This is a genomic window from Shewanella ulleungensis, from assembly GCF_014648315.1.
GTDB classification, from domain to species: domain Bacteria; phylum Pseudomonadota; class Gammaproteobacteria; order Enterobacterales; family Shewanellaceae; genus Shewanella; species Shewanella ulleungensis.
Genome location: NZ_BMQW01000004.1, coordinates 240,930 through 254,243 on the forward strand (window position 1 = coordinate 240,930; position 13,314 = coordinate 254,243).

A 13,314-nucleotide genomic window follows, 5' to 3' on the forward strand; every position below is an offset into this window, starting at 1 on the left:
ATAGAGAGTCATATAATGAAGTTACCTCATGAATTTTATCAGCTCCCTTATCGCTTTGATGTGCCTAAACTCATTGAAGAAATTAGCCAATTTACCGAAGATGATTGGGTGACTCACCACGAGGGATTTCAAGGCAATTCGGCCATTCCATTAATATCAGTCAATGGCGAGTTTAATAACGATTTTAAAGGGCCAATGAAACCAACTGCCGCCCTTGAAAAAAGCCCCTACATTAAGCAAATATTGGCCTCATTTGGTGAAGTATTGAGTCGTTCACGCTTAATGCGTTTAGCGCCTGGCGCGCAAGTGCCATTGCATTCAGACATTAATTACCATTGGTATAAACGGGTTCGGGTGCATATTCCTATCACCACCACCGAACAGGTTCAGTTTTACTGTCATGACAAGCAAGTACATATGGGAGCTGGAGAATGTTGGATTTTCGACTCGTGGAAATACCATAAAGTTGAAAATAACAGCGATCAATATCGGGTTCATTTAGTGATAGACCTGGCAGGTTCAAGTGCATTCTGGCGAACAATATTTAACCATTCCCGGGCAATTGTTGCGCCGCAAACGCCGCCATTAGCTTGTAGCAGTATCGATTATCAGCCAGAAGCCCAGCCTGAAATCATCACCGAGCAATATAATGCGCCTATTATTATGCCGGTCGCTGAAGTGGAATACTTAACTAACGAGTTGCTTACAGAAGTAAAGCATAATCCACAAAACCCAGCCGCCGAAATTGATGCGTTTAACCTATTAATTGCCGAATTTGTTGCCGATTGGCGCATGCTATGGCTGCAGTTTGAATGCCAGCAACAAGGTTGGCCGCAGTATCATGCCCTGCGTGAGCTAACTATGAAAAAAGCCATGCAACAGGTGCCGTCATTGCAATTAGCCTACTCTGGCTCTGCCGTTAAAGCATTTGAGCAATTAGTGATTGTGGCGTGTATGAATATTGAGCTAAGCCAAACTCGTCAAAGCCCACCGACTCAAGCCGCTCAAGCTAAGACTAGACCTTCACCTCAACCGAGCGTAATGGAACCTTCGGCGACGTCGGCAACCCAACAAGAGATTGCAGCACCGCCAACACGCAATAGCCCTTGCCCTTGTGGCAGCGGTAAGCGCTATAAAGCCTGCCACGGTAAAATGAGTTAATACCTACTTACCCCAAAAATCATCAAATAACAAAGGCGCCATATCGGCGCCTTTGTTATTAACATTCCATCGTTTATGTATTGACGAATAAAGTCACATCATCGTTAACCAAAAAACTGCTGCGCCGCTTTTTGAGCTATCGCGTCTAGCTTGGCAATGTCAGCTGGCAGATAGTCGCGGTACTTATCGCTTTGACCAATGGCTTTAGGGTTCATCGGCTGTCTCACTTGGCTGGCACTTGGCGTTAATACCGCACGCTTTGACTCATAAAACGTAAAACACTGCGCCTGAGTCTCTAAGCCACAATAATCTAGCATTCGTTGAATTTGCACCTCTGGCTGATTAACCAACTGCTCAAAACACACATGCAGAATTTCATTAGGGTATAGCGTGTCCCAATGCGCCATGATATCCAAGTAGTGGCCCCAATATGTGCTGATGCCATCGAGCGAGTATGAATAGTCATGGCCATGACTAAAATATTGTTTAAACACACTTAAGCCATTATCGACCGTATTGCGCACCACATTGATGATTTTGGCTTGAGGAAACAGGCTTTTAATCAAGCCGATATGCAAGAAGTTATTTGGGTTTTTATCAATCACATACACAGGTGCATCGTTAAAATAGTGATTCACTTCAGCCAAATACTTTACCTTAAAGGCATTAATTTCAGTGGCAGTTAAATTATTTAGCCGCGCTTGATAGCCGCCCGACATTTCCAGTTGCAGCGCAAAACGCTCCATAAATGGCAGTTCATCCGTGGCGCCGACCTGAGTATGACACGCTAAAATTTGCTCCACCAATGTGGTGCCAGAACGCGGCATGCCTACAATAAAAATCGGTGTTTGGTTATGTACTGTCTGTCGATCAATCTGTGCTGATGGCAGGTGTTTTAACAATGAGAACACTAAATTTGAAAACAAAGCCTGCTTAAAAGGTCGTTGAGAAGACATTAACTCATTGGCTTTTAACATCGCCTGACACGCTTTATCAACTTGTTCGTGTTGCTCATAAGCCTTACACAACGCAAATTGGATCAAGCTATGATTGCTAACACTTAACTGAGTATCACCTGCGCAGCGTTCAAGCTCGCTAATATCATCGGCGCTAAATTGATATCGCTTTAAGTCGGCCAGGCTCCAGTAACCGACACCATATTGATTACCGCTTAAGTTAATGTATTTTTTGTAAAAGTCGGCGGCGATATCTGTGTTACTTTTGGCTTTATGAATGTGGCCTAAATTAAGCATTACGGCGGGTTCAGGCATATTATTGCTGACACACCAGTCAAAACATTGCTCAGCCAGTGCCATGTTACCCACTTTAGTGGCAACCATCGCCAGCTTATATCGATACTGATGCGAAGTCGGCTCAAGATCACACAGCTGCTGTAACAATTGTAAAGCCGCAAAATGGTCTTCTTTTACTTCACTAATACTCACTAAACCTGCCAGCACATTCACGGCAGCGGGCACCAGTGCTTGCGCCGCTTTAAGATGAGATTCAGCTTCTTGCAGTTGTTGTTGCTGCAAATAAATTAATCCCAATATGGTTAATGCTGAAGCATTGTTGGGGTCACGTTTAACCACTTTGCGAGCATACATTCTGGCCGACGAGTAATTTTTAGATTGAAAAAGAGACTCTGCCTGAGATAAATATTGTTCAATAACGCTCACATCATGATCCTTTAATTATTATTTTATCAATTTAAATTGATTATCCTAATGACAGTGAGATTATCACAACTCACACTGACGACTGAACCCAATACTGAACGAAATAGCCCACAGCTGCGTATTGTATTGCATCAGACATAGAGCATTGAATGCCTAAACACATGTCTTTAATATTAGACACCACCCAAAGCATAGTGAGTTGCCATGAAAAATAATGAAGTGAAAGTCCCCAGTGGCCGTCTGTCCCGTTTATCTAAAATGGGTGGGCTGGCATCGCGTTTGGCGGGTAACGTATTATTTGAAGGGGCAAAACAACTCAGTAAAGGTCAGTCGCCTAAATTACAACAACTGGTGATGACCCCATCGAACATTGGCCATGTGGCCGAAAAATTATCGCAACTGCGCGGCGCGGCCATGAAAGTAGGCCAAATGTTGTCAATGGATGCCGGTGATCTCGTTGCACCAGAGCTAGCCGAAGTGCTAGCTAAACTGCGTTCGGATGCTAAAGTCATGCCGCACAAACAACTAATCACGTTGCTGGTACAACAATGGGGCCGAGATTGGTTAGCGCCATTTGCTCAATTTGAGTTGCGCCCTTTTGCCGCTGCGTCTATTGGCCAGGTGCATTTAGCCTATTTAGATACTGGCGAAAAGTTAGCGGTAAAAATTCAATATCCCGGCGTACGAGACAGTATCGACAGCGACATTGACAACGTTGCCACCTTATTAAAAGTATCAAGACTGATCCCTGCAAATGTTAAACTTGATACTTTATTAGCCGAGGCAAAAGCACAATTACACAACGAGGCTGACTACCACTTTGAAGCCGAGCAAATCGGGCTTTATCAACAAAAACTTGGCGACAACCCGCACTTTATCGTGCCTAAAGTGTACTCAGCACTAAGCAACAACAACATCTTAACCATGCAATTTGTTGAAGGCACGCCCATTGAGTCCGTCGCCCAGGCCTCACAAGAGGTACGCAACCTCGTTGCCAGTCGCTTAATGGAGTTGTGTTTTAAGGAGTTATTTGAGTTTAAGTTACTGCAATCGGACCCTAACTTTGCCAATTTTCAGTATCAGGCCGACAGCGAAAAAATTGTCCTACTCGACTTTGGTGCCACGCGCAGTATTAGCGATAAATTAGCACAAGGTTATCGACAACTGATGGAAGGGGCACTTAAGCACGACAAAGAGCAAATGGCAGCTGCCGCGCAACAAATTGGCTTTTTTCAAGATGCGATAGACCCAGCACATAAACAATTAATCATTGATATCTTCTATCAGGCTTGCGAGCCAATATATTTTGATGGCGAATACGATTTTGGCCAAAGTACCTTAGCCAAACGCATCACCGAGGCAGGCAAAGCAATGAGCACCCAACAAAATGAATGGCATACTCCACCAACCGATGCTATTTTTATTCATCGTAAATTAGCAGGTATGTATTTACTGGCGGCTAAACTCAAGGCTAAAGTGAACGTTGGCCAGCTATTTTCTGTATACCAGAGCTAACAGTACTCTTTGAAAACACAGTAATGATGTCTGTTAAATTGCACATTTACTCAACCAAGGCATCATCATGACGTTAAATCATTTTTGGCGGTTTTGCTCTATCATTAGTTTAACGATGCTCATGTTCAGTGCACCTTCATTTGCCCATGAAGCTGAACAACAAACCGCTCAGAACAAGCCAGAAACAACACTTATGCAATCCACCCAACTCAACATTTCTCCCCTTGTGCCAGATGTATATTTACACCAGTCATATAAACAGGTCAGCGGCTTTGGATTAGTTGAGTCGAATGGCCTAGTGGTGGTGCAAGACAAACAGGCGTTTATTATTGATACCCCCTGGACAGATAGCGATACCGCTAAGCTTGTTGATTGGATTACCCTGCAAGGTTTAACCACTGTAGCGAGTATCTCTACCCATTCCCACGAAGATCGTGCTGGCGGTGTGGGTTACCTCAATAGCAAAGGCATTGCCACCTGGGTGTCGAATGACACTCAGGCCATATTAACGGCAAATCGACTGTCCACAGCAACGCATACGTTTGTTGATAATAAACACATTTTGCAACCTCAACTCATTGAAGTTTATTATCTAGGTGCAGGACACACGGTCGACAACCTAGTAGTTGGGCTGCCAAAGCAACAAATATTATTTGGTGGCTGCTTAATAAAATCATTGAATTCACGCACTCTAGGCTATACCGGCGAAGCAGACCTAAAACAATGGCCTGTGACAGTGGCAAAGGTACAAGCACAATTTACTGAGGCAAAAATGGTCGTCCCTGGTCATGGAAAAATCGGCAATACGTCATTGCTAAGCCACACAATAGAGTTACTGTCACGCGAGTCTCACGTCAACACTGATTTAAAAATACAGCATTAAAAACCATACAAAAAAACAGTCGTTAATTTATAGTTCAGTTGAACTTACACAAGGAGAGTTACCATGTTTAGTCACGTTATGCTCGGCGTTAATAATATTGAAACGTCAAAAAAATTCTATGATGCCACTTTAGGCGCTTTAGGTATTGCACCAGGAAAAATTGACCCTAAGGGACGTTGCGTTTACATGACCCCAACCGGCATTTTATTATTAACTAAGCCAATTAATGGCGAGCCAGCATGTCACGGTAATGGCTCAACTCTTGGTTTTGCTGCTGAAACAACTGCACTCGCAGATGCATGGCATGCTGCGGGCGTTGCCAATGGCGGCACAGCCTGTGAAGACGCGCCAGGCATACGTTCAGGCGCAGGGATGGACTTATACCTAGCCTACCTTCGCGACCCAGATGGCAACAAACTGTGTGCACTGCACAGAGTAGCAAAAGACTAATAAGCACAAATTAATCAAATAATTAGGTGAGGTGCTAGGGCCTGCTGATCTTTGTTGGTTGAATTTCACTCGAGTTAAAAACGTTTTGTTCGAGGCGAATGGATTGATGCCTAGTCATCTAAGCAACTCTTTATTTGCAAAGCATCATTCAGCAAAGAGTAAAACGTTTTTAGCCGAACCCTTCGGGCAGCATTTGTTGGCCATTTTTACTGCGTTATGCAGAATAACGACACCTCAAAGTCTCTGCCGCACAGTTGAATATGTTAGCAATGGCCAGTAATTCGCTGCAAAAACAACCTTGAAAGATAAATAGGCCCTACTACTTTGCCTACCTTTATTTAATAACAATGCATTGCCATTATTAGCGAGCATATTCACTTACGCGATACAAAAAACACTTCAACTTACCGACACCAGGTTACGCAGTTTGATACATGTCTTTATATAAGGTAATTAAATGTAAACTTATTGGTATTTAATTGAACCAGATAAAGTGGAAGCTTAGTATTGTCGACACAATGCATTTAAGTGGAACACCCTATGCAATTTAAAATATTACCGTTATTGATACTTGCCTCTTTTGCAACAATCGCAGCACCATTGAGCTACAACGGCACTGCACATGTTATTGAAGGCCAAGCAACCATAACAAAAGCTAACTTATTTACCTGCCAACATGGTCAATCGCGCTCATCACCTATTGGTGTAAAAACCGAGAATGGCCAAAAGTTTTCAGTGCCAGCATCGCTTCAATACCAACCACAATACTTCACGACTGACCTTTATAATGAATGTTCAGGGGTAATACCGGCATCAATAGCTGAAGTCGATTTATCGGCAGTGCCAGTTATCGAAGTCGATAAAGATGGCGAGGTGGTAACCGGTTATATTTTTGCCGATAATTACTTTGAACTATTTATTAACGGCAAACTAATCGGCGTAGATCCAATTCCTTTTACGCCATTTAATTCCAATATCGTCCGATTTAAAGTTAAAAAGCCTTATGATATCGCTATTAAAGTCGTCGATTGGGAAGAAAACTCAGGATTAGGAACCGAGAATAATCGCGGTAAACAATATCATCCAGGCGACGGTGGCTTAATAGCCAGCTTCTCTGATGGCACCACAACTAACGCAGAGTGGTCTGCGCAAACGTTTTATACCGCCCCTATTTATGACTTAAGTTGCGCAACTGAAGTGGGTCAACAACGGTTAACAAAAAGTTGTAATGCTGAAGGCAGAAATAGCTATGGCAAGGCTTATTCGCTGCACTGGCAAATACCTCAAGACTGGCAGACCAACAATCAATATATCAGTTGGCCTAAGTCAGTTGAATTTACCGAACAAGAAATTGGCGTAGACAACAAAAAAGCCTATATGAATTTTCAACCGCTATTTTCAGGCGCGGGTGCGTCGTTCATTTGGTCAAGCAATGTCATCCTAGATAACCTAGTGTTATTTAGATATCACGTTAAGTAGCTAAGTGCTTATCCCATCAGGATGCCAAAAATATTGGTATCCTGTTTCGATTAATAATTGCACATCTCATTCCTATCAAAATCACCTTTTCCCTAGAAAACTTACTAGATGCATCGCAGACCACTACGGGGTAAAATAGTCGCCTTTTTAGCTGTGAGTGTATGTGATGACTGTTAACGACCCGTGTTTTATTGCTTTTAATGACAGTATTGCCCATCACAGCTTACCCAAGTCATTTACCTTTCCATTTTATTATCAACCTCACTCAATTTGCATGCAAGCCGCTGAGCAACTGCAACAAAGTATGCTTGAAGTAAACTCGTGGCAGCATAATTTTGGTTTAGACAGCGACAATGATCGCGGCATGGTTATTGGCAAGATGTTTGGTGTGTTGGTAGTGAAAAATACACAAGGAAAATTGGGATTTTTAGCGGCGTTTTCAGGCAAATTAGCCGAGCAAAATATCTTGCCGCCCTTTGTGCCTCCTGTATTTGACATGCTGACTCAAGACAGCTTTTTTAACGCTGAAAACAAACAGATTAACCAGATAAATCAATTACTCCACCAGCATGAAAGCGATCCTTTGTTGGCCAACTTAACTCAACAGTTCGAGCAGCAACAACAGCAAGCAGAACGAGAACTTGAACACCAACGAAACACCATTATTGAAGGGCGTAAACAACGTAAACAACAACGTGAGCAAGCAGATATAGCATTAGCGCAGGCCAAGTTCAGCAATGATGAGCATAAAACCTTATCAATTGAGCTCAGCCGCCAAAGTGTGCAGCAAAAGCATCAACTCAATGCATTAAAGCAGCAATGGCAAAGCCAAATCACGGCAACGCAAACCCAACTAAATGAGCTGCAGCAACAAATAAAACAGCTAAAGCGCCAGCGCAAACAACTGTCTAACAACTTGCAAAAAAAGCTGTTTGCGCAGTATCAGTTTTTAAATATTGATGGCCAGGCACGTGACTTAAACGATATTTTTAATGATGCGCCTAATCATTTACCCCCAGCGGGTGCGGGCGAATGCGCAGCGCCTAAGTTACTGCAATATGCGTTTAAACAGCAATTAACCCCTGTCGCCATGGCTGAGTTTTGGTGGGGCGCATCACCAAAGTCAGAAATCAAACAACATCAAAATTACTACCCTGCTTGCCATGGGAAATGCCGGCCAATTTTAACCCATATGCTAGCGGGCATGCAGGTTGATGCGGATCCATTACTGCTAAACCCAGGTAAAGACTTAACCATTGAGATTACTTACCAAGATGCTGCGATGGTAATTATCAATAAACCGGCAGAGTTATTATCGGTACCCGGTAAAAACATTACCGACAGTGTGTTTAGCCGTATGCAGCAACAATTCCCGAATGCCACGGGGCCGCTGATTGTTCACCGCCTTGATATGTCGACATCTGGGTTAATGGTGATTGCACTCACCAAAGAAGCCAACAAATGCCTGCAACAACAATTTATACAGCGCAGCGTAACTAAACGTTATATCGCGTTAATTGAAGGTGTGCCGAGCCAAAATGAAGGCGAGATAAGTTTGCCATTACGGGTAGATTTAGATGACCGCCCTAAACAGCTAGTGTGTTATGAACACGGCAAACATGCGCAGACGTATTGGCAGGTTTTTAAACATCAAGGTAATCGAACATTAGTGCACTTATACCCTAAAACAGGGCGCACCCATCAATTACGTGTGCATTGCGCTCATCATGATGGTCTTCACATGCCGATTGTCGGTGACGACCTATATGGCGTTGCAGCAAACCGCTTGCATTTACATGCTCAATATTTAGCGTTAGCTCACCCAGAATCTGGTGAAGCCTTAGCATTTGAAGTTAAAGCGGATTTTGAATAACGCTGACTTTTGAATAACGTTAATTACAGCTAGTAAGGTTGGCGATAATGCTAAAACAATAAAACCGATATTGAATTAACAATATCGGTTTTCATTTTAATACCTGTTGCAGTTAATTGTTATGTTCAAAGTACATCTAAGTTAACGATTAACGGCTTAGCAATAGCGTTACAGATTAAAATTCGCGCGACGGCTCTTCAATATGCATTTGCTCTACAAGGCCTTGACCTGTACGTTGCTGGTAAGTCGACTCAGCCTGCTGCATTCTGGTTTTGCCACTGGTAACCAGAGCTTGGCCCTGTTCAGTTTCGCTTTGCCCTTCTGCCACATTGGTATTGCCGTCTTCGATAAGCTCCTTACCGTCGACATACATTTCGTCTGCATCTTCCCAAGCATCAGCAATATCATCTAAGCGTTCAACTAAATCGGCAGCACGCTTGCCATTTTGAGCACCGGTTAATGAGCTTGCCATAGATTGAAAAGCTTGACGCTGCTTTTGTGCATCAGCTCTAGCTTGAGTAATCAGCTTTTCGCCTTCACGAATTTGCGTATTACCTTTACTCATGGCTTTGCGGCCATCAGCAAGCAGTTCTTCACCTTTCTTGACGTCTTTTTGGCCCTGCTCCCACTGCTGAGACACATCAAGATGCTTTTCACTTTCTGCTTTCACTTTAGAAGCAAAAGTATTTTGAGGTGAGGCACAACCAGTGATACCCATAACACCAACGACTAACAAACTACACAGTACAACTTTCATTTAACGCCTCCATAATACGGGGGTAGAATTGGCGCAATTAAACAGTGTAGTAACAAAAATAGCAAGCACTGAATAACATTAAATCCAGTTAATGAAACCCTGTATCCTCGCGGTATAGCAGCATTCTTTTATGAATACAAATCGTCTCAAAAATCCTCAATAACTTTGCTAATATCAGTTAACGTTAACAATGATTAAACATAGAGTCATATTTGATTAATAAGACACTAAAACAACATATTTTCAGCTATTTCTTTCGCAATTAACGCAGCATTTTTATGCCTCTGATAGGAACCATCACAATCACCTTACTCAACGAACAACGCTATGTAATCTGCATCTTGAGTTAATTGTGTACGAATAAGTTCGACAATGGCTTGTTTAAATTGTGCTGCGATTATATGTAGTGGATGGTCAACATCTTCACACTCAGTGCTGGCATTCAGATAATTGCAGCATGGAGAACAAGCAGACTGTACTGAGTTAGTGAATGCAACAGATGCACCGAGTAAAGACACCGTCACTCGAACTGAGCGAAACTTGTGCTTTACCCCGCTTAAAGCACAACAACTCACCAATAAGCAGGCTTATCGTCAAGCCAACCTGTTGCAGTAACCTTTGCAACAAATTGCCAATGCTATAACTCAAACAACACATCGGTACGGATAATGTATTTAACCCCAGAAAAAATAGGTTCTGAACTGTGAATACAATGCAACGGATGCATGCCATGAGGAAAACACAACACACTCCCCGCAGGTGTTCTTACATCAACTTGCTTAACATTATCACCACGTTTTGCTGGTAAGTGTGGATTGTCTGCATTAACCAAAAAGCGAGTGGCGCCCCCCTCAAAATCTTCTGTCAGTAAGATCAAAAATGTAAGTTGGCTGTAACGATCGCCAAAAGCATCACGCACAAGCTCGCCATCAATAACTTGGCTGCCCGGCCACGAACCATCTGAATGCGGCTTAAAATAATCACCTTGGTTATAACGATAAAACCGAAAGCGATTGTTTAAACCTAATGCAGCTTTACCGCCAAAAATACCTAAATTATCATCCATCAGATGCTTAACTTTGTTCCAAACCGCTTGCTCTGTCGCGTTATCGACCACCCAGGTTAAGCTGTCATTATGACGCACATTGCGCGGTAACGACACGGCGGCATCGGGCAAAAAGCCCATTGACTCACTAACCGCAACTAAGCGTTTACACTCATCGGCTGACAATACATTCAGTAATTGAAATGCTCCAGGGACTTCCTCTAACATTTTCTTCGTTGCCACAGTTGCTGCAACCTCGCTGATAGCAGCCACATTAGGCTGATAATTTGCCCAGGTTGGTAGTGCTGGATGCTCAGCGCCTGGCTCATGGGCGACCACAAAAAACGTTGATTCTTCATTTGTGCTGTTCATTAATAACTGACCTTAATATTCAATATATAGCTTAGATAAACCGCCAATAAGCTAATGGCTAATGTTAAATGACTAATCTTAAATAACTAATGTTAGATGGCTAATAACTCATCACTCTGACCTGGGCAAACTGCCGATGGCCCGCCGCCGTACCATGAAAACCAAACCCACTTTGCTTAGCGCCAACCCATGGTGCATTACCTGCCCCACCACCTTGGTTAACCCCCACCATGCCGGCTTCAAGTTGTTCGGCCACCGCATTTGCATCTTGTCCGCCAAATACAGCCGCACTTAAACCATAAACACTGTCATTAGCACGTGTAATCGCATCATTAATGTCACTAAATCGGCTGATAGCCACCACGGGGCCAAAGGTTTCTTCACGCTCAAGTTGCATATCAGGTGTGATACCACTGACTACAGTTGGTTGAATAAACGGTAACGGATAATCATCACTACCTAATAGAAACTGTGCGCCTTTAGCTTTAGCGTCTTGCAATTGTTGCAATACTTTTTGGTGTTGAGTTGGATTAACCATAGGGCCAATATTCACTTGCGGTTGATCCCATTTACCCACTTGATAACGGCTAGCCAGTTGCACCACCTTTTGCTCAAACTCATCGGCAATACGTTCATCCACGTAAATACGCTCAGTTGAGGTGCACATTTGCCCGGCATTTTCAAACGAACTTGCCACCGCAAAACGCACTGCAGCATCAATATTGGCGCTGGCCATGACAACCATCGGGTCGTTACCACCAAGCTCCATCATTAATCGTTTTAACCCCGGAGCTGCATTGGCCATAATATGCTTACCTGCGGCCAGAGACCCAGTAAAAGCCACCATATTAATGTCAGCACCAACAAGTGCCTGCCCGATTGCTTTATCACCTTGTGCTACTTGCAACACATGCGCTGGCAGCACTTTATTTAAGGTATCAACAAACAATTGCGCGACTAACGGCGTTTGTTCAGACGGTTTTAAAATCACACTATTACCGGCAATTAACGCTGGTAACAGTAAGTTGTTTGCCATCGCTAGCGGGTAGTTCCATGGCGAAATGACCGCAACAATGCCTAAAGGTCGATATTGCAATTGAGTGTTGTTACCAAGCGTCTCTGTTGCTAAGGCATCACCGATTTCGCCAGCAAAGTAAGGTGCATTTTGAATTGCGCCCCCAACTTCATAAGTAGCACGACGATAGTCTTTACCCATCTCTTGGCCAATTAACGTCGCCAGCTCATCTTGAACCGCGTGCAATTGTTGATACGCTTTTACCACATACTGCTGACGTTCGCTTAACGCTAAGTTCGCCCATGCTTTTTGTGCCGTTTGGGCTTGAGCGATAACCTCGGGTAGCTGAGATATAGCTAAAGCTTCAACACTGCCGACAGCCTTAGCTTGAACCGTGTTGCTTCCTGCCACTTTATGGTAGCTACCTGCATCATAAGAAGTTAATACAGCCATGGAGAAATGTTCCTTAATGGTACTAGTCTAATTACCGCCTATTCTGATACAGTGGAATATAAAAGCAACCAGTATACTTTTAGTAACCTAGATTAAATCAAGTGAACATAATGAAAACAACAATTGAAACAATGAATAACGGTCAAAAAAAAGTAATCAACCCATGTACCGAACCTTGTTCAGTTGAACGTGGAATGCGAGTTTTAGGCGGAAAATGGAAAGCGTCCATCTTGTGGCACTTACAGGATGAACCGGTTAGGTTTAACGATTTATCGCGCATGTTGGGCGGTGCGAGCAAAAAAATGGTCGACCAACGCCTTAAAGAGCTCGAAGCCCAAGGTTTAGTGACTCGCCACGTGATTAATGATCGCCCTATCGCAGTGTCTTATGCCATTACGGATCTTGGCCGCACCGCATTAGATATTTTAGAGCGACTGAAAGAATGGGCTGATGAGTATGTCGTGTGATGACACCGCGGTGATATTGTCACTTTATGATAAAAAACTAACACAACATACAGTTAGCCAACTTGATTAGACTGAAAACTCTAATTAGTAAAATAAACATGACACCAATACAAGAGCTATAATGGCTTAATACGTTTTTATCTTTATCAACATGCTTTAACATTC

The 13,314-nt window shown here is 43.1% G+C and carries 12 protein-coding genes; 8 read left to right on the top strand and 4 right to left on the bottom strand.

Translation table 11 applies throughout. From position 1 onward, the window contains the following. Window positions 1-15: 15 nt before the first annotated feature. On the top strand, window positions 16-1,161 hold the full coding sequence (locus IEY40_RS10020) for an aspartyl/asparaginyl beta-hydroxylase domain-containing protein (protein WP_188955713.1): 1,146 nt from the start codon (window positions 16-18) through the stop codon (window positions 1,159-1,161). 104 nt (window positions 1,162-1,265) lie between these two features. Here IEY40_RS10020 and IEY40_RS10025 read toward each other — a convergent pair whose 3' ends face one another. Further along, window positions 1,266-2,840 carry a tetratricopeptide repeat-containing sulfotransferase family protein gene (locus IEY40_RS10025; RefSeq protein ID WP_188955715.1) on the bottom strand — a complete coding sequence of 525 codons (1,575 nt, stop codon included), beginning with the start codon at window positions 2,838-2,840 and terminating at the stop codon, window positions 1,266-1,268. Window positions 2,841-3,044: 204 nt separating this feature from the next. Here IEY40_RS10025 and IEY40_RS10030 point away from each other — a divergent pair, with 204 nt between their 5' ends. From IEY40_RS10030 to IEY40_RS10050, 5 genes are all read left to right on the top strand, one after another. Next, the gene (locus IEY40_RS10030) at window positions 3,045-4,355 is read left to right on the top strand and encodes an ABC1 kinase family protein (RefSeq protein ID WP_188955717.1); all 1,311 of its coding nucleotides are present in this window, start codon (window positions 3,045-3,047) and stop codon (window positions 4,353-4,355) included. A gap of 67 nt (window positions 4,356-4,422) precedes the next feature. Next, window positions 4,423-5,238, top strand: coding sequence for a DIM/SIM/IMP family subclass B1 metallo-beta-lactamase (gene blaDIM, locus IEY40_RS10035; RefSeq protein ID WP_188955719.1), 816 nt, complete (start codon window positions 4,423-4,425; stop codon window positions 5,236-5,238). Window positions 5,239-5,301: 63 nt separating this feature from the next. Further along, on the top strand, window positions 5,302-5,688 hold the full coding sequence (locus IEY40_RS10040) for a VOC family protein (RefSeq protein WP_188955721.1): 387 nt from the start codon (window positions 5,302-5,304) through the stop codon (window positions 5,686-5,688). Between the two features lie 540 nt (window positions 5,689-6,228). Beyond that, entirely contained in the window at window positions 6,229-7,167 is a 939-nt protein-coding gene (locus IEY40_RS10045; protein ID WP_188955723.1) for a hypothetical protein, read from the top strand. A gap of 166 nt (window positions 7,168-7,333) precedes the next feature. Further along, the gene (locus IEY40_RS10050) at window positions 7,334-9,040 is read left to right on the top strand and encodes an RluA family pseudouridine synthase (RefSeq protein ID WP_188955725.1); all 1,707 of its coding nucleotides are present in this window, start codon (window positions 7,334-7,336) and stop codon (window positions 9,038-9,040) included. A gap of 175 nt (window positions 9,041-9,215) precedes the next feature. Here the strand turns inward: IEY40_RS10050 and IEY40_RS10055 are convergent, their stop codons facing one another. Beyond that, a complete protein-coding gene (locus IEY40_RS10055) occupies window positions 9,216-9,797 on the bottom strand; it encodes a hypothetical protein (protein WP_188955727.1) in 582 nt (193 codons plus the stop codon). A 450-nt stretch (window positions 9,798-10,247) separates the two neighbouring features. On the opposite strand from IEY40_RS10055, the gene IEY40_RS10060 reads away from it, so the two are divergent. Further along, window positions 10,248-10,412, top strand: a complete 165-nt coding sequence (locus tag IEY40_RS10060) for a hypothetical protein (RefSeq protein ID WP_188955729.1) — start codon at window positions 10,248-10,250, stop codon at window positions 10,410-10,412. Window positions 10,413-10,434: 22 nt separating this feature from the next. Here IEY40_RS10060 and IEY40_RS10065 read toward each other — a convergent pair whose 3' ends face one another. Beyond that, entirely contained in the window at window positions 10,435-11,214 is a 780-nt protein-coding gene (locus IEY40_RS10065; RefSeq protein ID WP_188955731.1) for a 2OG-Fe(II) oxygenase, read from the bottom strand. Window positions 11,215-11,314: 100 nt separating this feature from the next. Next, entirely contained in the window at window positions 11,315-12,682 is a 1,368-nt protein-coding gene (locus IEY40_RS10070; RefSeq protein WP_188955733.1) for an aldehyde dehydrogenase family protein, read from the bottom strand. A gap of 110 nt (window positions 12,683-12,792) precedes the next feature. Here IEY40_RS10070 and IEY40_RS10075 point away from each other — a divergent pair, with 110 nt between their 5' ends. Continuing rightward, a complete protein-coding gene (locus IEY40_RS10075; protein WP_188955736.1) occupies window positions 12,793-13,149 on the top strand; it encodes a winged helix-turn-helix transcriptional regulator in 357 nt (118 codons plus the stop codon). The last annotated feature ends 165 nt before the right edge of the window (window positions 13,150-13,314 follow it).